This is a genomic window from Aquimarina sp. MMG016 (genome assembly GCF_018100805.1).
Classification (GTDB): domain Bacteria; phylum Bacteroidota; class Bacteroidia; order Flavobacteriales; family Flavobacteriaceae; genus Aquimarina.
The window spans coordinates 65921-87192 of record NZ_JAGJEA010000019.1 but is presented as its reverse complement, the minus strand read 5'-3'; the positions used below and the strand labels follow the sequence as shown (position 1 = coordinate 87192).

The following is a 21272-nucleotide window of genomic DNA, read 5'->3' as shown; positions in this document are numbered from 1 at the left end:
AACAGATGGTTGTGGTTCAGTAACCATTACAGGGACGACGACAACGAGCTTCCCGATTACGACCTTAGGGACTACTGTAGTAACGTGGACCTTTACCGATGCTAGTGGTAATGCTACGACTGCGAATCAGAATGTGATCGTTCAGGATATAATTGCACCAACGATTGTATGCCCAGCAGACATCACTCAGAATGTTGATGCTGGTTTATCTACAGCAGTAGTGACTTATACTACTCCAGTAGGTACGGATAATTGTACAGGAGTTACTACAACGCAAATAGCCGGATTACCATCAGGATCAGCATTCCCAACAGGAACAACTACAAATACTTTTGAAGTTACAGATGGTGCTGGTAATACAGTTACCTGTAGTTTTGATGTTATTATAACAGGCAATATTATTGCCAATGACGACACAGTAAACATAAATGGTACCACTGGCGGTAATTCGACAAACCTTGCAGATGCTAACGATACCTTAAATGGTAACGGAGTTACTTTAGGAACAGATGTAGTGATCACTACGGTTACGGATCCTAATCCTACAGATGGAGTTAGTTTAGACCCTATTACTGGTGAGGTTACTGTAGATCCAAACACTCCATCAGGAGACTATACGATTACATATACTTTATGTAGTATAGCTACTCCAGTAGTATGTGATGACGCAACAATTACAGTTACTGTGACAGGAGGTTTGATAGCTAATAATGATAGTGTAAGTATTAATGGAGCTATAGGTGGCAATTCGATTAATGTCATAGACAATAATGATACTTTAAATGGAAATGGAGTTACGCTTGGAACAGACGTTAATATTGCAACTATAAATGATCCAGATCCTACGGATGGTGTTAGTTTAGATCCAATTACAGGAGAGGTGATAGTTGCACCAAATACTCCGCGAGGAATTTATACAATTAATTACACATTATGTACAAATACAGTTCCTGTTCAATGTGATGATGCTACAATTACCATTGATGTAACAGGAATAATTATTGCAAACGATGATACCGTAATCATAGATGGATCAACAGGTGGTAGTTCGATTAATATTGCAGATGACAATGATGAAATAAATAATAACCCTGTAATACTTGGTGTTGATGTGAGGATAGCATCTATAAACGATACCGATCCGGATGATGACGTGGTCTTAGATCCTTCGACTGGTATTGTAATGGTGTTACCAGGAACTCCACCAGGAAATTATACGATTAGATATACATTATGTAGTCTTGATACTCCGGTAATATGTGATACCGCAGAAATTACAGTTATCGTAACGGGCACAATAATAGCAGAAGACGATAATGTTAATATTGCAGGTGTTACAGGAGGTACTTCAGTTAATTTGGTAGATGATAATGATACATTGAACGGTAGCGGAGTTACTTTAGGTACTGATGTTAATGTTACAGTAGTAAATGATTTAGATCCTACCGATGGAGTTAATTTTGACCCAACAACAGGTCAGATTACAGTTGATCCAAACACTCCTCCAGGAGATTATACAATTACTTACACTTTATGTAGCATAACGGATCCAATGGTTTGTGATGATGCCACAATTACAGTTACGGTTGACAATACACCAAACTTAGCATTAACTAAGACAGGAGAGTTTATTGATATTGATGGTAATGGTATTCCGAATGCAGGAGATGAAATTAGATATGCATTTACCGTCGAGAATAACGGTAATGTAGATATTACCAATATAGTTCTTACTGACCCATTGCCTGGAATACAAGTGACCGGAGGTCCAATTGATCTAGCTATTGGTGAAATAGATACAGATAGTTTTACTGCTATTTATACGCTTACTGCTGATGATGTTTTAGCTGGTAGCGTTATGAATCAGGCTTTAGTTACCGGTCAGGATGTTAATGGTAATGATATTGCAGACTTATCTGATGATCCTTTGAATCCAACAGATAATGATCTTGATGGTGATAACGATTTTGAAGATGTAACCGTTACAATGATTCAATCTAATGATGAGATTACTATATATACTGGTATTAGTCCAAATGGTGATGGAGTTAATGATCAATTCAGAATTATTGGATTAAGTAATTTCCCAAATAATACATTACAAATATTTAATCGTTGGGGAGTTAAAGTATTCGAAGAAGATGGTTATGAGCAGCCAGGAAAGAAATACTTTGACGGTTATAGTAGTGGTAGAGTAACAGTTAAAAGTAGTGATCAATTACCTGTAGGTACATATTATTATGTATTGGAATATGAAAACGCTGCCGGTGTTCGTAAATCTAAAGCTGGGTATTTGTATATAAATAAATAAATTAAAAACTATAAAAATTGTTGTCCCCTAAATCAAAGTAAGCTACTAATGAATAGATTTTTAATAATACTTATGTTATTCGGATTTGGATTGATATCTAATTTCGGTTATGCCCAGCAAGACGCTCAATACACCCAATATATGTATAACACCATAAGTGTTAACCCTGCATATGCAGGAAGTAGAGGAGTGTTAAGTGTAGCAGGTTTGCATCGTGGTCAATGGATAGGTTTGGAGGGTGCTCCTCGTACCCAAACGTTGACATTGAATACTCCTATTGGAGGAGGTGAACGATTAGGTTTGGGGTTATCTATTGTAAATGATGAAATTGGTCCAACAGATGAAACCTATATTAATGTTGATTTTTCGTACACAATACCTGTTTCAGATGAAGGGAAATTAAGTTTCGGACTGAAAGCTGGGATGCATTTGTTGAATGTAGATTTAACTAAACTAAACCTTTTTAATCAAAATGATAATCTCTTTCAATTTGATATAGATAACAAATTTAGCCCTAATGTAGGTATTGGGGTATATTATCATACAGATAGATTTTATTTTGGTTTAAGTACACCTAACTTATTAGAAACTGATCATTTTGATGAAAGTGCTACAAGCAGTGATAGTAGGGCGATAAGTTTTTTGGCAGAAGAAAGGATTAACTATTATATGATTGCTGGTCATGTATTTGATTTGAGCGATACTATAAAGTTTAAACCAGCTGTATTGACCAAATTAGTATTTGGAGCACCACTACAAGTTGATGTATCTGCTAATTTTTTATTTAATGATAGGTTCACTTTAGGAGCTGCTTATAGATGGAGTGCTGCGGTCAGTGCTCTAGCTGGTTTTCAGGTTTCAGATTCATTAATGATTGGGTTTGCATATGACTGGGAAACAACAGAGTTAGGAAATACACAATTTAATAGAGGAAGTTATGAGGTGATGTTGCGTTTTGAACTATTTAGAAAATATAACAGAATGGTAACACCACGTTTCTTTTAATTATATTTGAGGGCTTAATAATAACATTATGGGGGAGTTATTACTTAGATCATCACTGGTTTTGACGATGTTTTTTATGGGGAATTTTTCTTTTTCTCAAGAGAAAGATTTAGAAAAAGCAAAAAAGCAATATGATCGCTATGAGTACATTAGTGCTCAGGAAACTTATCTTAAAGTAGTTGAAAAAGGCTACGAAAGTGCAGATTTGTTCAAAAATTTGGGCAATAGCTATTATTTTAATAGTCAGTTTGAGGAAGCTTTGAACTGGTATGAAAAATTAGTAAATTCTTATCCTGACGAAGTAGAACCGGAGTATTACTTCAGATATGCACAAACTTTAAAAACACTGGGTGATTACGAAGAGTCTAATACATACATGCAGAAATTTGCAGAGAGTAATAAAGATGATCAGCGTGCTCAATTATTTGAATCAGGATCAGATTATTTAGACCGAATAGATTTTCAATCTGGTAGATTTGAAATAAGTAATTCAGATGTGAATTCAGAGTTTTCTGATTTCGGAACAGCTTTCTATGGAGATTATATAGTCTTTAGCTCATCTAGGGATACCTTAATTTTAAAAAGAAATATGCATCAATGGAATGATCAAGCTTTTTTAGAATTATTTGTTTCTAAATATGACGCTACTAATGGAACGCTTTCAGAATCAAAAAAAATAGGAAGTAAAATAAACTCCAGATTTCATGAATCTACAGCTGTTTTTACCAAAGATGGAAAAACAATTTATTTCACCCGTAATAATTTTGATAAAGAAAGAAGATACAGAACTGATAATAAAGGAACGAATAGACTAAAGATCTATAGAGCATATAAGAATGAACTAGGGCAATGGTCTTCTCCTAAAAGCTTGTCTTTTAATAGTAACGAATACTCCATAGCACATCCTGCATTAAGTATAGACGAAAAGACATTATATTTCTCTTCAGATATGCCTGGGGGAAAAGGAATGTCTGATATTTACTCAGTTGATATCAATGCAGATGGTAGTTTTGGAGAACCAAAGAATTTGGGTAATCGAATCAATACAGGTGGTAAAGAAACATTTCCGTTTGTAAGTAAAGATAATGATTTGTACTTTTCGTCCGATGGTCATTTAGGCTTAGGCGGATTAGATGTATATGTTACAAGGCTTGATCCAAAGACCAAAGAAGAACAATTGGTTGTGAATATAGGAAAACCTATTAATGGCCCTAAAGACGACTTTGCATTCATTTTAGATACTAATTCAAAAAGAGGATTCTTTTCATCCAATAGAGATGGGGGTAAGGGTAGTGATGATATCTACGGATTTTTACAATTAGAAGATCTAAAGAACTTTTGTGAAATCACAATTACCGGTGTAGTTAGTGATAAACATACAGGAGAACCTGCTACTGGAGCTAAAATTATATTATTCGATAACGAATTTAATATTTTAGACACTATAGAGGTTGGAGAAGATGGTTTATATACATTTTCAGAAAAGGTAGAGTGTGAAACTAAATATTATATAAGAGCAGAGAAGGAAGAATATAATACATTAGAGCAATCGATAGAAACACCTAATCAAACTCAACAACTTAATATACCTTTAACCATAGAAAACAAAATTAAATCAGCAGAGGTAGGTGATGATTTAGCAGAAATATTATCCCTTAACTCTATTTATTTTGATTTTAATGAGTCATATATAAGATCCGATGCCGCAATAGAACTAGCTAAAGTTATTGAAGTAATGATTCAGTATCCGCAGATGAAAATAGATGTTCGGTCACATACAGATAGTCATGGAGATGATGTATACAACCTTTATTTATCAGAGGAAAGAGCTAAAGCCACAATAAAATATATGATTGGTAAGGGTATAGCTGCAGATCGATTATCAGGAAAAGGATATGGAGAAACCGAACCTGTTAATAATTGTGGTAATGATACTAACTGTACGAAAGATGATTATCAACTGAATAGGCGAAGCGAATTTATTATTGTGAAATAATTATATAAATAGCCCTATGTAAATAAATCAATATAAATCCTTCGTTTATAGAAACACCTTACTCGTTTAAGGTGTTTTTTTATTTAAAAATTATATAATATATTGAATTAGAGTATGTTTATAGATTATGAATTGCTACTGTGATTTTGTAATTTTGAGCTGATAAAAGATATGGAAGAAGAAAAAGTTATTTTAGTTAACGAAAATGATGAGCAGATAGGCGTAATGCCTAAACTAGAAGCGCACCAGAAAGCCGTATTACATAGAGCTTTTTCAGTATTTGTTCTTAATAAAAAGAATGAACTCATGTTACAGCAGAGAGCTCATCATAAATATCATTCCCCAGGTCTATGGACAAATACATGCTGTAGCCACCAAAGAGAAGGAGAAAGTAATGTCGAGGCTGGTATACGTCGTCTACAAGAAGAAATGGGATTTACGACATCATTAAAAGATACAATTTCGTTTATTTATAAAGCTCCCTTTGATAATGGACTTACAGAACACGAATATGATCATGTTTTGGTAGGCCAATATGAGGGTGATCCACAGATTAATCCAGAAGAAGTAGTAGATTGGAAATGGATGCCTGTTGAAAAAGTAAAAGAAGATATTTCTAAGCAACCAGAAAAGTATACTGAGTGGTTTAAAATTATTTTTGATAAATTTTATACACAAATTGCTTTATGATAATAAAAGCTTGCAGAAAAGCTCATTTTAATGCCGCACATCGATTGTATAGAAAAGATTGGAGTGATGATAAGAACTTTGAAGTTTTTGGTAAATGTAGTAATCCTAAGTATCACGGACATAACTACGAGCTTATCGTAGCCGTTGAAGGTGAGATTGATCCGGAAACAGGTTATTTAATTGACCTCAAAATTCTAAAAGAATATATCAAAACAGAAGTTGAAGATTATTTGGATCATAAAAATCTGAATGAAGAAGTAGAAGAATTCATAGATCTAAATCCAACAGTAGAACATATAGCTACAGTAATTTGGAATAGGCTTCGCAAAAAAATATCACCAAAATTTGATTTAGAAATTACATTATATGAGACTCCACGTAATTTTGTGATCTATAAAGGAAAATAAAAAATGGGATTAGCAGTAGGAGATCAAGTGCCGGAGTTTGTATGCAATGATGATCAGAACAAAGAATTTAATAGTCAAAACATTATAGGTAAAAAACCTTTAGTTATTTATTTTTATCCTAAAAACTTTACTCCTGGTTGTACTAAAGAAGCTTGCGATTTTAGAGATAGTTATGAGGATTTTAAAGCACTAGGAGCTGAAGTTATTGGTATAAGTTCAGATAGTGTAAAATCTCACGAAAAATTTAAGAATAGATATCGTCTTCCTTATACGTTTCTATCTGATAAAGGAGGGGAATTGAGAAAACTCTTTGGTGTGAAATCAGAGTTATTTGGTTTATTGCCAGGAAGAGAAACTTTTGTAATAGATAAAGAAGGAGTAGTGCAGCTAAAATTTAATAGTATAAATGCGGCAAAGCATATGAGCAAAGCTATTACCAAAGTAAAAGAAATCGTTAATGAGTAGAGAATCCTTATATATTCTAAAGTTTGCGCCTATTCTAAAAGAAAAGATATGGGGTGGTAGTAAGCTAACGGATCTTTTGCATAAAGATTCAGAAAGCTCTCTGGTTGGTGAAAGTTGGGAAATTAGTGATGTTGATGGGGATTGCTCAGTAGTTAGTATTGGACATCTTCAAGGAAAAACACTTCGAGAACTATTATTACAATACAAAGAGGATTTAGTTGGGGTAAAGAATTTTAAACGTTTTGGTAACAAATTTCCATTACTTATTAAGTTTATTGATGCTAAAGAAGATCTTTCTGTTCAATTACATCCTGATGATAAAGTGGCAAAGCAAAAACACAATTCATTAGGTAAAACAGAAATGTGGCATATTGTTCAGGCGGATAAAGAAGCCAATATTATTGTTGGGTTTAACTGTGATGTGAGCAAAGATGTCTATCAAAAACACTTGGATGAAAAATCCATTAAAAATATTCTTAATTATGAATCAGCTGTAGAAGGCGACACCTTTTTTATACATCCCGGATTAATTCATGCTATTGGTGCTGGTGTATTGTTGGCAGAAATACAACAGACATCAGATATAACTTATCGCATATATGATTGGGATCGTAAAGATCAACAAGGAAAGTACAGAGAGTTACATCAGGAAGATGCTCTGGAAGCTATCGATTTTAATCCTCAGGACTATAAGATACAATATGAGCATAAGACTAACCAGGTAGTAGATTTAGTGTCCTGTCCGCATTTCATCGCCAATGTGATAGAAATTGATACTACAATAACGGTTTCTCATGCGGATTTGGATTCTTTTGTAATCTATATGTGTGTGTTAGGGCAAGCTATTATAGAAAGTGAAGAAAATACAGTAGAGCTTAAAATGGGAGAAACTATTTTGGTTCCGGCAAAAATATCAGAAGTTCGTATTTCTTCTGATAAAGCAAGGTTATTACAAACCTATATTTAAACTAAAACACTAATTTTGTACAAAACCAATATGATATGGCAAACAAAAGAGACCTTAAGAAAGATATAAACTACGTTTTAGGAGATATTATCGAAGAAGTATATGTGTGGGAACTAAATAATCCTGGCAAAGATAGTAAGGCAGGAGAAGCTATTATTGATGAGGCAATATCATCTTTCGATGAATTTATGGTTAGAGTAAATGACCGTAAACCTGAAAATCCTAAAAAACACTTTAAAGCTATTCGCGAAGATTTGGAGAAAAAAGCTACTTCATTAGTAGAAAAAGTAAATTCATTATAATTTTTTTCTAAAAAGTATTTGCAAATATGATTTGAGAAATTATATTTGCAACCGCTTTTGCCGATATAGCTCAGCTGGCTAGAGCAGCTGATTTGTAATCAGCAGGTCGTGGGTTCGAGTCCCTCTATCGGCTCTAAGTAAAGTCCTAAATGTAAAATTTTAGGATTTTTTTGTTTTTAAGGTTATTATTATAAAGGACGAGAAGCTTGTCGTGAGCGTTAGTCGAAGGGAGTTCCTTTATCGGCTCTTTAATCAAATCTCTGGATTTAATTTTAAAGCTTTTTATGAAATTATAAATATTGTAGAGGAATGAGAAGTATATATCCTGCAACTTAGTCTAAGTTAGTTTCTCTGTTAACTCTAAAAGTATAAGCCCAATTTCAAACGAGATTGGGGCTTTTTATAAATATTTAATCTACAGTTATTCTTCTTCTTTTTTTATAGTGGTAGTTTCCTTTTCCTTACGATCTTTAATATATTCAATTAACTGTTTACCGTAAATAGACTTTTTAACTTTAGGACTTAATGATTTTGCTACAGTATCCAAATATTTGATATTGGCATCAAATACTTCTTGTAAAGTTACATATGGAGCAACTTCCAACTTTTTATTATACATAGCAAAGTTGATTGTATATAGATACTTCTGTTTTAAAAGCTTTTTGTAGGCTTCATCATTTTTCGCAAGCTTTTCTTTATCATTTTGTTTATTGGCTTCAAAATCTTCTTTCATCAGTCTAAGATTTCTATCATTAAACCTTTTGATCATACTTTTGTATTCCTGATATTTCATTGCATTTTTGCCTCCAATTACTTTTACATCTTTTTCAAAATCTTTTAAAGATGTTGTAACGGTCATTTCTCCTTTTTCAGCAAAAAAATCAATTCGATCATTATACTGTGCACCGTCATCTTTATCAAGATATAAATAATGAATTTCGGGTTCTGTAACATCAGAGTATAATAAAAACTCTGAATTACCATCTATCAAGATAGAATCTACATTGACTAATGAATCGTTTTGTATTTTTTGTAAATACAGGGAGCCTACTTTTAAACCTTTGATGTTACCTTTAATAATAACATTTCCTTTCTTCTCCGGAGTGTTACTACAACTGGCTAATAATAATGTTATGGATAGTATGAAAAATAATCGTTTCATCTGTTGTTTTTAAATATTCAAAATTGGGGTACAAATATGCCATAATTTATATTTAAATACTAGCCTCCTGCTGCAATTTGCATCAATATAGTACATAAAATAGCACCATATGTTCCTACAACATATCCAAAAACGGCAAGTAATACTCCAACTGTAGCCAAAGACGGATGAAAAGCTGCTGCTACCACTGGAGCAGATGCTGCTCCACCCACATTGGCCTGACTACCAACTGCCAAGAAAAAGTATGGAGCTTTTATAAGTTTTGCTACTCCGATGAGTAAAACTGCGTGTATGGTCATCCAAACTAATCCGATAGCTATCAATCCAGGATTTTCCAGGACTCTACCTATATCCATTTTCATTCCGATTGTAGCTACCAGAATATAAATAAAAATACTTCCTAATTTACTGGCTCCGGCTCCTTCATATTGCTTTGCTTTAGTATATGATAATATAATTCCAATTGCAGTGGCTATGGTTATCATCCAAAAGAACTTGGATGTAAAAGAAGATAATGCTGAACTTTTATCATTAAATACTTCAAAGTTATTTGATAAAAAATTAGACATTCCATCCGCGCCCCAATGTGCAAGACCGACAGCTGTAAAAGCTATTGATAACATCACGATATAATCGGTAAGAGATGGATTTCTATTTATGCTTTCTGCATAGCTGGATACTTTTTGTTTCAATGATTCTATAGCGCTGTTATCAGCCTTTAACCATTTATCTATTTTATTACTTTTACCAATACCGATCAACAATATGGCCATCCAGATATTAGCTACTACAATATCTACCAGAACCATTCCTCCATATTTATCGGGATTGTACTCATAGATTTCCAGCATGGCAGCCTGGTTAGCTCCACCACCAATCCAACTACCGGCGAGTGTAGATAACCCTCTCCATACAGCATCAAATCCTACTCCTCCTACAGTATCAGGGGAGAAAGCTGAAATTAACAATATCGCTAAAGGACCACCTATTACAATTCCCAGAGTACCAGTGCCGAACATGATTAAAGCTTTGGGCCCTAGATTAAAAATTCCTTTGAGGTCAATGCTTAATGTCATTAATACCAATGATGCAGGTAGCATATATCTACTGGCTATATAATAAACCTGAGAAGATTTTTTAACAATTTCTCCATTAGCATCGAGTTCTTCCCATTTAGGGGCTATGATTCCCAAAGAATTAAATATTGCAGGTAATAAATAGCATAGTAATATTGCCGGGACATATTTATAAAAGGTTTTCCAAAATTTTGATTCTAAGGAGGAGGTGTAAAATACTAAACCTAAACAGAGTAATAAAATACCAAAGACAATTGTATCATTGGTAAAAAACGGAATGTTTTCCATGAATGAATTTGTTAGTTAATTGAGATGTGATGCAAAATACAATTTTTTACAGAAGAGAACGCCTGAAATTATATTTCTAATCGTTAATCCATTTTTTTAGGATATTGGTTTGTTGTTTAGTAGCACTAGGATTTTGCTGAATAACCACTTGTTGTACTTTGGGTTCTATAACCTTAGTAGTTAATGTTATAACCTCTCCATTTCTTTTGACTTTAAACGTTATATCATTTCCAACTTTCCATTTGTTAGAGTCTCCAAAAAGGTCATATATATTTTTGATCGTATACTTTTTGTCGTTGATACTTATTAAAGCATCTCCTCCCTGTACTCCTAGGTTTTTAAGAAACGTGTTATACGTCACTCCTTTAGCAAATATAACTTCTTTGGTAGCTTCAGATCCTTTGATATAGGGTTCTTGTTCAAAAAGAAAATAGGAGGAAGGGACTTCTTTTTTTCCAAACTGTAAGCCTAGTTTGTTTAAATAATATTCATAATCGATGGGTGTGTTACCTACAACGTGTTTTTCTAAGAATGCAGCAACTTCTGGAGAAGGTATTTTTTTGATGATCTTAATAAGTTCATCATCCTTAAAAGGCATTTCACTTCCAAAGGTATTAGAAAGGGCTTTAATTAGGTCTAATATTCCTGTTTGTCCTTCACTGTTTTCTCTAAGTATAATATCTATACACATAGAGATTAAAGCACCTTTTTCATATACATTACGGTAGTTTTGACGATATGGCTCTTTTAAAATGTTTTTACTCATTTCAGTGAAAGACATGCTGTTATCAAAATACTTGGCAGCTTCAATCTTTTCTAAAATTCTATTATAAAACTCTTCTTTACTAATAAGTCCCTGACTAATCTGAAATAATAATGAAAAATATTCGGTTGTACCTTCGTATAACCAAAGGTGCTGTGACATCTTAGGCTTGTTATAGTCAAAGTCATAAATTTCTTCAGACTGGATAGTTAAAGGCGTTACAATATGAAAGAACTCGTGAGAAACTACATCGGTAAGTGATTCATCGAGTTTTTCTTGTGAAAGTGATTCAGGAAGTACAACAACAGTTGATGTATTATGTTCTAGAGCACCAAACCCTTTGGCATCATTAGATTTAGAAGAAGAAAGGTATAGTAAAATACTATAATTTTTTGTGGAATTTATGTCACCAAGAAAATTCTTTTGAGCTCTAATAACACGTTCCATCTGAGGCATTATTTTAGCAGCTCTGTGTAATTTATTTCTAGTATAAACACTCAATAAAACAGTAATATCGTTTACAGAGAAAGTAACTTTGTCTGGCTTAGAATACATTATTGGAGAATCCGCCAAATCCGCATATCTTTTTAGATTATATTGGTCAGTTTCGATGGGTGAGGAAGCATCAGGAATTATTTTTGAAGGAGTCTTGATCAGTGAAGTTGATGCTTCAAGTTGTTTGGGATGTTTAATAAGCAGTTTATACTTTTGTTCCTTCATTTGATCAAAGTATCCAATAAAGGCATATAGGTTTAGAATAAAGATATCATCCTTAACAATATTTGTACCGGTTGGAGAAAAAATGTCATGCTCATCTTCTGTGTCAAAAGTGTCATTAACCCAATATGAGATCTTACGTAATCGTTTTACATTATTTATTTTCCAGCGATTATCCCCATATTTTTGGACATACAATGGGCTACCATCCTGATCAAAAGCTTTAAAATTATCTATAAATTTTCCATAGTTATTATTCTGATATGTTCCGGGAACGATTTTTGGTAAGTAATAACTGATGGTATCTTGATCAAAATTGGCTACTTCTAGCTCTACTTTGACTTTGTCATTTACCACATTTACCAAATCAATAGATGCAAGTATCGGAATATCACCAATCTCTATATTAGGCTGAGTAGTTTTACAGCTTGATATAGCTATGGCAAGTATACAATATATAAGAGGTATTCTTCTTCTCAGCACTATTCTGTAATGTTATTTTTAATATATGTTGCCACACCATCTTCTTTACCCGAAAGAGTTATAAAATCCGCAATCTCTAGGGTTTCCGGTTTTGCATTTGCTACGGCAACTCCGGTCCCAACTGCTTTGATCATAGCAATATCATTATAGTTGTCACCAAAAGCCACAGCATCAGCAATAGGAATATCAAAATGAAAATCCAATAGCTTTTCTATTGCCGTTAACTTAGATATACTTTTATGAGCGACCTCAATATACGTAGGTTTTGAACGATATAGATGCAAGGTGTCTCCAAAATTGTTCTCTAAAAAATCAAAAGCTTTATCGATATAGGTTTCTTCACCCATACACATAATCTTATGAGCTCCTTTTTGAGAGATTTTCCAATCTTCTACAACTTTTTCTGTAGCTTTTACAACAGGAGTAACTTTAGTATTCTCCATTTCTCTATTTGCCCAAAAATCCATTTCAGGAACAAACCAATCATCATTATGATATAAGCTAATATGAAAACTTTTGTCTTTATTGAATAAATTAAGCTTTTCTATAATATTCGTATCGATAAAAGTAGAGTGAATAGGTTTATGATCCACTAAAATTAAACCACCATTATAACAAATTAGAGGTTGATTGGTTATTTCTAATTCTTCTTGTAGGTGCTTCATTGCACTTGGCATTCGAGAAGAAATTAATATGACCGGTATTGTTTTTTTGATTCTTTTTATTTCTGAAATTGTAAAATCAGAAAGTTCTCTTTGTTTGTTTAGTAGAGTTCCATCGATATCAGAAAATACAATGCGATGCTGCATTATTTAATTTTTGATTTGGGTTATTAATTTTGTTCTGCCGATTGCTGATTTACAAAGGTAGCAATACCATTGAAAACTTCTGGCATAATTTCTCTCCAAGCTTCATTGTATGATTTATGGTTTTCTAAACGGTTTCCTTTGATTCCTCTTAAGATGTGATTCATATTCTCGATTAATAAGTACTCTGCCTGTGGAACTAGTTCTTTAAGTTTTTCGGCTTCAGATACTTCTACCTGTATATCTTTGGTACCGTGTATAATTAAGATAGGCATATTTAACTCTAATACAATTTCAGAGGGGTTGTATTTTATCCAGGATTTCATAAACGGTTGTAGGTTGTATCTGAAAATAGATTCTAAAGCAGGGTCGTACCCGGAAGCTCTGCCGCTTTCTTTTAGTTGTTTAAAGGCTATAGCAGCACTTTTATCCAATCCTGGAGCTTGCTTAGAAATCTGCTCAACAATTACCTGATCAATAGGCTGAGCATTACCAGCGATAGAAATAAATCCGTCAGCTTTATCTTTTGCAGCTACCATACCTACCAAAGAACCTTGCCCATGACCTAAAATAATGATTTTAGAATAGTTTCCATTTTTTTTAAAATAATCTATTATGGTATTGGTATCACTGATAAAATGATCTAACGAAATTTCGTGTTCTTTAATGCCTAATCCATCCATCTTAAAAAGCCTCTTATCATAACGATATGTTGCTATTCCAAGCTTTGCTAATTCATAGGATAATTTTTTAAACGTGTTAGTCTTAGACATTCTGTCGTTGCCATCTCTGTTAATTGCTCCAGCATCCATAACGAATATAACCAAAGGTACTTCTTTATCAGAGTCTGAATATGGTGTCACTAAAGAACCTTCCAGAAACTTGTTTATTTTCACAATTGCAGAGTTAAACTCTTTCTCTTGTGAAAAGCTAAATGAGCTAAGAGTAATAAGAAGTATAAAAAACTTTAATTTCATGAGGCACGGATTATATTGACAGGTGATTAGCTAACGACAAATGGTATGTCATATTTTGATATAGATCAATATTAGCTAAAAATTGTATCGATATTTAACGATTCACTAACATACCCTTTTTTATCTTTGCTTCAAAATTTATATATGTATATTCGTTTTATACTACTGTTTATATTATTATTTTCTTTCAATAGTTTTTCTTCAGAATATGATTGGGGTAAAACAGGACACAGGGCTACAGGTCAGATAGCAGAAGCACACTTAACAAATAAAGCAAAAAGAAATATTGCTACAGTGTTAAATGGTCAAAGTTTAGCGTTTGTCTCTACTTTTGCAGATGAAATAAAAAGTGATGATCGTTATAAAGGATATAGCCCTTGGCACTATATTAATTTTCCTTTTGATAAAAAGTATGGCGAAAATAAGCCTAGTGAGTTTGGAGACTTGATACAAGGAATAAATAAATGTATAGAAGTTCTTAAGGATAAAAAGTCTACGGATGCTGATAAAGAATTTTATCTAAAAATGCTGGTACATTTTGTTGGAGACTTGCACCAACCTCTTCACGTAGGTAGAGGAGAAGATAAGGGAGGTAATGATATTCAGGTGCGCTGGTTTAGAGACGGATCTAATTTACACCGTGTATGGGATAGCGAGATGATTGATTATTATGGTATGAGTTATACTGAGTTATCTCTTAATGTGGATGAATTATCTGATGATCAGATCCAAGCTATTGAAAAAGGAGAAATTTTAGACTGGGTAAATGAATCTCAAGCGCTTGCCAAAAAAGTGTATGCTTCTGCTAATGTGGGAGAAAAGTTGGGGTATAATTATATGTATAATTACTTTCCTGTAGTTAGAACTCAATTACAAAAAGGTGGGGTAAGATTGGCTAAAATCCTTAATGATATTTTTGGATAATTATCCTATTCATCAAGAACCAATTCCTTTCTGTATTGTTTTGGGGACATAAAGAAATGTTTTTTAAATGTCTTTGTCAAGTGACTTTCATCTGTATATCCTAATTGATATGCTATTTCAGCAATTGTAAATTCTGTATGCTGTAATCGATACTCAACTAACTTCATCTTATATTTTGTAACATACTGATGAATAGATTCTCCAGTTTTTCTTTTGAAATAAGTACTGATCGAACTTTGTGACATATTAAATTTATTTGCTAAAAAGTTAATCTTAGTACGTTCATTATCATATACATTTTGTCTAATATGACTTAGAATACGCTCTATCTTGGTGTGATTAACGGTAACCTCTCTTTGAACGGAGTTGTATTTTTCTGAGATATTACGGACAATAATGCTTAGAATTGTACTAATTGCATTAGAAATAATCTCTTGATAGTAGATTTTTTCATTTTTAAATTCCTCCATGACTACATTGTGGATATCCCAAATAATGCTTCGGTCATCCTCGTGACAAATTACATCTCCGGGAATAATATTTGGATGATGTAATAGTTGTTCAATTCGCTGTAGCCAATATTTCCTATCGGGCAGGTTCACTTTACTCGAAAATAAAAGTTCGGTAAACTTAAAATAAGTAAACTTAGAGTGCTCTTCAATTTCGAAATGATGAGTGTCTTCCGGAGCCAATAAAAAGATATCATTTTCACTATACTGAAATCTAACACCATTAATCGTATGGTGTCCACTTCCAGTTTCAACAAAAATAATTTCAAAGTAATTGTGATTATGTGGCTCCGCTTCCCATTCATCAAAAGAATACTGATGCACTACAAAGGTTTCATGTAATGTATAACGGTTCATAAACAATTTTTTAACATTTAAAGTTACAAAAATAAATCAACAAATAAGAATTGTTTTATACAAGTAAATTTTAACTAAAACGTTTGATCTTGTTGAAAACTAGTTGTTTAGTGAAATTTTGTACAAGTTGTGAATTGTTTTTTACCAGAAAGATTAAAATTTGACTTGTAATTTTATAAAGGAAATTTTAACACAAATCCTTATGAAGCTTAGAATCTATTTGTACTACATTATTAGAGTGTCGTTCGGGATGTTTTTAGTATTGGGTAGTATTTATAATGTGATTAAATTTTCGGGGTTTTTGGAAAGATTGGATGGTTATTTTAGTGCTGTTACTATATTTGATGTTGGTTTTATTGAATCCTTAGCACCATTAGTTCCTTTTGAAGAATTTGTAATTGGACTGTGTTTGGCACTTGGAGTTTTTACAAAAAGGGTTTTGATTGTAGCAATTGTATTATTTACATTTTTTAGTTTATTTCTTTTGGATGCAGGTAAAGTTGATTGTGCAATTATACATCTGTTTTTCTCTATTATTTCTTTTATACTATTAAAGAAAGATAACTATGATTTGACTTCTTTCCAGTATTCAAAGGATTTTTATTCGGTATCATAATTGATAAAAAGACATATCTCTTATTGCAGAGATTATATTCATAATTTGATTTTGTTTGATTGTTAGCACAACCCTTGCAGCTATGCTGTAGGGGTTTTTACTTAATAATTCTAAAAGTTAGGTTGATCCGTGGGTTTAAGACTTTTTTAGACTTAGGAATCTGATGTAACCAATACTCCTGAGTTTTGCCTTGCATAATAAGTAAACTACCGTGTTGTAATAAAAGTTTTTTCTTTAGATCGCTTTTGTTTTTATGTTTAAAGTGAAACCATCTTTCTTCTCCAAAACTAACGGATGCAATAATGGGTTCTTTACCTAATTCTTTTTCGTTATCGGCATGCCAACCATTACTATCTTTGCCATTCCTGTATAGATTTAACAAGCAGGTTGTAAATTCAGTTTTAGAAATAGTCTCTATTTTACCTTTAATTAATAAAAGCTCTTTGGTAAAAGGATGAGGCTTCATAGTGATATTAGAGTAGCTATATGGATTGTCATTATTGGCATATAATGCCGTGAGACGAGGTTGTAGGTGCGTTTTTCCAAAAACTGTGATATCATCCTGTTGCCATTGTATAACGTTTAGAAGTTTTTTGAATATACTATTTGCTTCCTGATGGCTAAAGAAATTAGGATAATAAATAACGTCCGCATCTGGCATATCAAGATGGATAGGATCTTGTATTGTATTGAATAAATCCATTTAAATATATTGATACGCCCAATAAATTAAACCAAATTGAAGTACTAATCTAAATACCAGTATTGATTTAGGAAGGTTTAAACTGGCTTTTTTATGTACTAACATATGTATATGTACAGGAAAAAATAAAATGAGCATAATTACAATTGTCCATAGAGAAATGACCCTGGTCGCTATAAATAATACTCCAATTCCTGAAGCAACCTCTGCCAATCCACTTAGATATACCAAGGTTCTATGGTATGGAATATATAACGGCATAATCCTCATAAATGCTTTGGGTTTAATAAAATGAAAGATACCTGCAGTGATAAAAATAGCAGAAAGAACATATATATGCCAGCTCATTAAACTCCTGTAGTTTTTTCTTTGCCAGCGTCACTTAATGCAAAATCTTTGCTTCTGGTCATTTTTTTAATAAAGCTTACTTTTCTAAACCTAAGAGCAGACCAATCTTCATCAATAGATACTTGTCTTACAGGTTCCAAGTTATAATCACCCAAGACTCCCCATCCGATATCCCTGGTAATTTCTGATGAATACTTTTTAGAACTTTTTTTAGGATAAGCAAACCAGAGTATAGCATCACCAACTAATTTTGGATAAACGGTCTCAATACGGTTTTCTACTTGTTTCTTTTCGGTAACAAAAACGATTGCAAAATCTACTTCTGACACCTGAATTAAAGATTCTTTGACAATAACGTCCTTAAGACAATCCAATTCTTTACAAAATCCTTCAGGTTCATTTAGGATCAGGATCTCATCCAATGCAGGGGGTAGTTGTAATTTTTTAAAAAGCGGAGTCATTAGAATAATTTTTTAAGAACTGAGTTTGTGCTTTTTAAATATACAAAAAATACCGCTAAAAAGCGGTATTTTAATTATAGATAAGATGTGTTTTTTAGTTAAAGTTTAATTTCTTTAGACTTTTCTGGTACTTGGAATATTACGCCTTCATCATCAATAAAAGTGATATTGGTAATCATAGCTTCCCCTAGCTTATCTGTTATTCCTTTTTCTGAAGTCCATCCATAAAAATCCCATTTGGTAGCAAAAGGAATTCCACTTACTGTTGTAAAATCTTTATAATAGATAGCGTGTGGGTCTTCTTCTGCTTTAGCAGTATCACCACCACTGCCAAAAGATACAATATATGCAGAAGCAGTTAAAACTTTAGTGTTTGGCTCGGTATAAATAACATACCAGTCGTCAGGAGCATCACCAGTACCTGCTTCAAATGTGAGTTTGGCAGTATTATATGATTTTTTATCCAGATCCCTGTCTTGTTGTAGTTCCCATTGAGTTCCGGGATCACTTAATTTGTATGGCATTCCGAAGAAATATGTCCAGGTAAACATATCAAATCGGGTTCCCTTATCATTTGCATCCTCGGGATGTAGAAAAACTTTTTCTCCGTCATAAATGAGCTGACTTCCATCCTTTTTATCAATTCTAATTTTTGTGGAGTTAGTAAGCATTGTAATCTTTCCTTCAAGATGCTCTTTACCACCAAATAAAATTTTTGCATCAAAGCTTACTGCGTTATGTTTTAGGAATTCTTGTTTTTTATGGGCCTTTTCTATACTTTGGATATAATAATCAGTAATGGGTACAGCACCATCACCAATACCTCCATCTGATTCTACAGGAATCACTTCATTTTTTGTATCATCCGTTTTTGTCGTAGTATTTTCTTTTTCTTTATTTTGATTACAACTAATGATAGTAATTAATACTAATAAAATCCAAATTCTTTTCATGATAGTATGATTTGTGTTACAGATTTTAAAATTACTAAAAGTGATAAGTGAATTACTGTATTTATGAAAATTGTAACAATCCAGGATTCAATAAAGCTACGCTTCTAATAGAAACGTAGCTTAAGTATTCAATATGAATTACAATTTTACTTTTTTCGCTTTATAGGTATTTCCTGACCTCCTTGATATAAAATAGCTTTATCAAATTTTCCGCCTTCTTTTATAAATTCTATTGCAGCAGGAAATTCTTTAACGAAGAATTTGGTTTCAGATTCGGGACGTATCTGGAAAGATTGTTGACCTGTTGCTTGTGAGATAAGTTTCCCATTTTCTAGTCTTACTTCTAGATCAAACCCTGGTTGTATTTCATAAGTACCTAAATATTGTTTTAGGATATCTTGTGATAATTCAATTTCCTTCTTTGCTGAAGGAAGTGGTTTATTAGTTTTTGAACCATTAGAAACCCTTATTCTATTTTTAAATTTGGACTCTATTTCTTTATCTTTTACAATGAATTCGATTTCAGAAAAACTATCTTCAAAGAAAAAATTATTTTCATTTTTAGGAAAGATTTTAAACTTACCACCACCTTCTCGTTGACTATATAATTGATCTTCTTCTAAAGTAATAATACGTATTGCTTTGTCTTCAAACTCATAAACACCTATTAGTTTTTTGAGTTTATCCTTAGAGATGTTGACTGCTGTATTGTTATTGTAGGGTTTATCAATTACAATCGAAGCGGCTTGTATAGTTACATCTGTAGGACTATTATTGCAGCTACAATTAGTTAATGTAGCGATATAAGTGTCTTTTTCAGGGATATAAATTCCATAAGAAGTATATCCAAAAATTCCTCCACCGTGTTCTATAGTTGGAGTGTTATTAATTTCATTCACCGTCCAGCCATAACCATAATAGGTAGGAGTCCCATTATTCAATTTAGTATTCTGAAAAGCTTTTTGTAGCGTTTCTTTTTTTACTAAGGTATTTGCATTTAGCCCTTTTTGCCATTTGTATAGATCTTCTACCGTACTCATTAATGACCCTGCTGCATAAGGCAGTGTCATGCTGAGGTAGTCAGAATTTACATAATCTTCTTTTTTTTGATATCCGGAAGCACGGTTTTTTATAACTTCACCTTTATGCCCATAATATGAATTGTTCATTCCTAATGGTTTAAAAATATCTTGTTCTATAAAGTCTTCATACGTTTTACCTGAAACTTTTTCGATAATATATCCTAATAAAATGTATCCTGAATTATTATATCCCCATTCCTCTCCTGGGTCAAAATCCATAGGTTCATTTTTAAAATAATCAATGAGCTCAGTGGGTGTCATATCTTTCCTTGCTATTTCGGTAAGATTCATGGAAGTATAGCTTTTGATTCCGGAAGTATGATTAAGTAGATGATGAATAGTAATTTTCTTTCCGTTGGTTGGATAATCAGGAATGAATTTGGTGATTTCATCCTCAATATTTAGTTTACCTTGCTCTAATAACATTAGAATAGCAACCGAAGTAAATTGCTTAGTGATAGATCCAATTTCAAAAACGTTATCTGATTTCATAGGTGTGCCAAGCTCCATATTGGATAAACCAAAGGCTTTATGATAAATGATTTCTCCTTTCTTGGCAACAATAACTGCAGCTCCCGGAGTGTCAGTCTTATATTTTTCTGAAAAAAGTTTATCTAATTGCGTTTCGATACTTTGTCCTGTAACTGTTGAAGCATATAAAAATGTTATCAATAAAGTTTTTGTAAATAATAATTTGAACCCTTTTCTCATTGTTGTTGGTTTTTTTGAATTGATATGTATGGTTATGACGATTGGTTTTAGCATCGGTTACAATAAAGGACGTAAAATATTCTGTTAATTTTTACCAATAGTGTAACAATCTTTAATAATTAATTACTAACTACGTATAACTCATTTTTCATAATCAATCTTACAAAACAATGAAATCAAAATTTTCAACATT

Annotated in this window: 21 protein-coding genes and 1 tRNA gene; 11 read left to right on the top strand and 11 right to left on the bottom strand. The window is 32.6% G+C overall.

Annotation, left to right across the window (positions count from 1 at the left end; all coding sequences use genetic code 11):
• The 9 genes from J8M14_RS22540 to J8M14_RS22500 form a co-directional block, all read left to right on the top strand.
• A partial coding sequence (locus tag J8M14_RS22540; protein WP_211077098.1) for a gliding motility-associated C-terminal domain-containing protein occupies window positions 1-2311 on the top strand: 2311 nt, incomplete at its 5' end.
• Window positions 2312-2359: 48 nt separating this feature from the next.
• Window positions 2360-3316, top strand: coding sequence for a type IX secretion system membrane protein PorP/SprF (locus J8M14_RS22535; RefSeq protein WP_211077097.1), 957 nt, complete (start codon window positions 2360-2362; stop codon window positions 3314-3316).
• 28 nt (window positions 3317-3344) lie between these two features.
• Window positions 3345-5312, top strand: a complete 1968-nt coding sequence (locus tag J8M14_RS22530; protein ID WP_211077096.1) for an OmpA family protein — start codon at window positions 3345-3347, stop codon at window positions 5310-5312.
• A 171-nt stretch (window positions 5313-5483) separates the two neighbouring features.
• Window positions 5484-6002, top strand: a complete 519-nt coding sequence (gene idi, locus J8M14_RS22525) for an isopentenyl-diphosphate Delta-isomerase (RefSeq protein ID WP_211077095.1) — start codon at window positions 5484-5486, stop codon at window positions 6000-6002.
• Window positions 5999-6409, top strand: a complete 411-nt coding sequence (locus J8M14_RS22520) for a 6-carboxytetrahydropterin synthase (RefSeq protein WP_211077094.1) — start codon at window positions 5999-6001, stop codon at window positions 6407-6409. Before idi ends, J8M14_RS22520 begins: the two co-directional genes overlap by 4 nt.
• Before the next feature lie 3 nt (window positions 6410-6412).
• Entirely contained in the window at window positions 6413-6874 is a 462-nt protein-coding gene (locus J8M14_RS22515) for a peroxiredoxin (protein WP_211077093.1), read from the top strand.
• Window positions 6867-7841 (top strand): type I phosphomannose isomerase catalytic subunit, encoded by a 975-nt coding sequence (locus tag J8M14_RS22510; protein ID WP_211077092.1) that lies wholly within the window; start codon window positions 6867-6869, stop codon window positions 7839-7841. Before J8M14_RS22515 ends, J8M14_RS22510 begins: the two co-directional genes overlap by 8 nt.
• Before the next feature lie 35 nt (window positions 7842-7876).
• Entirely contained in the window at window positions 7877-8143 is a 267-nt protein-coding gene (locus tag J8M14_RS22505; RefSeq protein WP_211077091.1) for a hypothetical protein, read from the top strand.
• A gap of 59 nt (window positions 8144-8202) precedes the next feature.
• Window positions 8203-8276: transfer RNA gene (locus J8M14_RS22500), tRNA-Thr, on the top strand.
• Window positions 8277-8564: 288 nt separating this feature from the next.
• On the opposite strand, the gene J8M14_RS22495 is transcribed toward J8M14_RS22500, so the two are convergent.
• The 5 genes from J8M14_RS22495 to J8M14_RS22475 all read right to left on the bottom strand — a co-directional run bounded on the left by J8M14_RS22495 (window position 8565) and on the right by J8M14_RS22475 (window position 14415).
• Entirely contained in the window at window positions 8565-9305 is a 741-nt protein-coding gene (locus J8M14_RS22495; RefSeq protein WP_211077090.1) for a DUF4369 domain-containing protein, read from the bottom strand.
• Window positions 9306-9364: 59 nt separating this feature from the next.
• Complete coding sequence (locus J8M14_RS22490; RefSeq protein WP_211077089.1) at window positions 9365-10669, bottom strand: DUF819 family protein; 1305 nt, start codon at window positions 10667-10669, stop codon at window positions 9365-9367.
• Window positions 10670-10745: 76 nt separating this feature from the next.
• Window positions 10746-12632, bottom strand: a complete 1887-nt coding sequence (locus tag J8M14_RS22485; protein ID WP_348772866.1) for a peptidase M61 — start codon at window positions 12630-12632, stop codon at window positions 10746-10748.
• Complete coding sequence (locus J8M14_RS22480; protein WP_211077088.1) at window positions 12632-13441, bottom strand: Cof-type HAD-IIB family hydrolase; 810 nt, start codon at window positions 13439-13441, stop codon at window positions 12632-12634. The genes J8M14_RS22485 and J8M14_RS22480 overlap by 1 nt, the downstream gene beginning before the upstream one ends.
• Window positions 13442-13464: 23 nt before the next feature.
• Window positions 13465-14415 carry an alpha/beta hydrolase gene (locus tag J8M14_RS22475; protein ID WP_211077087.1) on the bottom strand — a complete coding sequence of 317 codons (951 nt, stop codon included), beginning with the start codon at window positions 14413-14415 and terminating at the stop codon, window positions 13465-13467.
• Window positions 14416-14559: 144 nt separating this feature from the next.
• Between J8M14_RS22475 and J8M14_RS22470 the strand changes: the two genes are divergently transcribed.
• Window positions 14560-15339 carry a S1/P1 nuclease gene (locus tag J8M14_RS22470; RefSeq protein ID WP_211077086.1) on the top strand — a complete coding sequence of 260 codons (780 nt, stop codon included), beginning with the start codon at window positions 14560-14562 and terminating at the stop codon, window positions 15337-15339.
• Between the two features lie 5 nt (window positions 15340-15344).
• On the opposite strand, the gene J8M14_RS22465 is transcribed toward J8M14_RS22470, so the two are convergent.
• A complete protein-coding gene (locus tag J8M14_RS22465; protein ID WP_211077085.1) occupies window positions 15345-16205 on the bottom strand; it encodes an AraC family transcriptional regulator in 861 nt (286 codons plus the stop codon).
• Between the two features lie 202 nt (window positions 16206-16407).
• Between J8M14_RS22465 and J8M14_RS22460 the strand changes: the two genes are divergently transcribed.
• Window positions 16408-16821 carry a hypothetical protein gene (locus J8M14_RS22460; RefSeq protein WP_211077084.1) on the top strand — a complete coding sequence of 138 codons (414 nt, stop codon included), beginning with the start codon at window positions 16408-16410 and terminating at the stop codon, window positions 16819-16821.
• A gap of 97 nt (window positions 16822-16918) precedes the next feature.
• Here J8M14_RS22460 and J8M14_RS22455 read toward each other — a convergent pair whose 3' ends face one another.
• From J8M14_RS22455 to J8M14_RS22435, 5 genes are all read right to left on the bottom strand, one after another.
• On the bottom strand, window positions 16919-17524 hold the full coding sequence (locus tag J8M14_RS22455; protein WP_211077083.1) for an alpha-ketoglutarate-dependent dioxygenase AlkB: 606 nt from the start codon (window positions 17522-17524) through the stop codon (window positions 16919-16921).
• Entirely contained in the window at window positions 17525-17872 is a 348-nt protein-coding gene (locus J8M14_RS22450) for a hypothetical protein (protein ID WP_211077082.1), read from the bottom strand. It abuts the gene before it with no gap.
• Entirely contained in the window at window positions 17872-18333 is a 462-nt protein-coding gene (locus J8M14_RS22445; protein WP_211077081.1) for a hypothetical protein, read from the bottom strand. The genes J8M14_RS22450 and J8M14_RS22445 overlap by 1 nt, the downstream gene beginning before the upstream one ends.
• A 98-nt stretch (window positions 18334-18431) precedes the next feature.
• Entirely contained in the window at window positions 18432-19286 is an 855-nt protein-coding gene (locus J8M14_RS22440) for a DUF6503 family protein (RefSeq protein WP_211077080.1), read from the bottom strand.
• A gap of 146 nt (window positions 19287-19432) precedes the next feature.
• A complete protein-coding gene (locus tag J8M14_RS22435) occupies window positions 19433-21079 on the bottom strand; it encodes a serine hydrolase (RefSeq protein WP_211077079.1) in 1647 nt (548 codons plus the stop codon).
• Window positions 21080-21272: the final 193 nt, after the last annotated feature.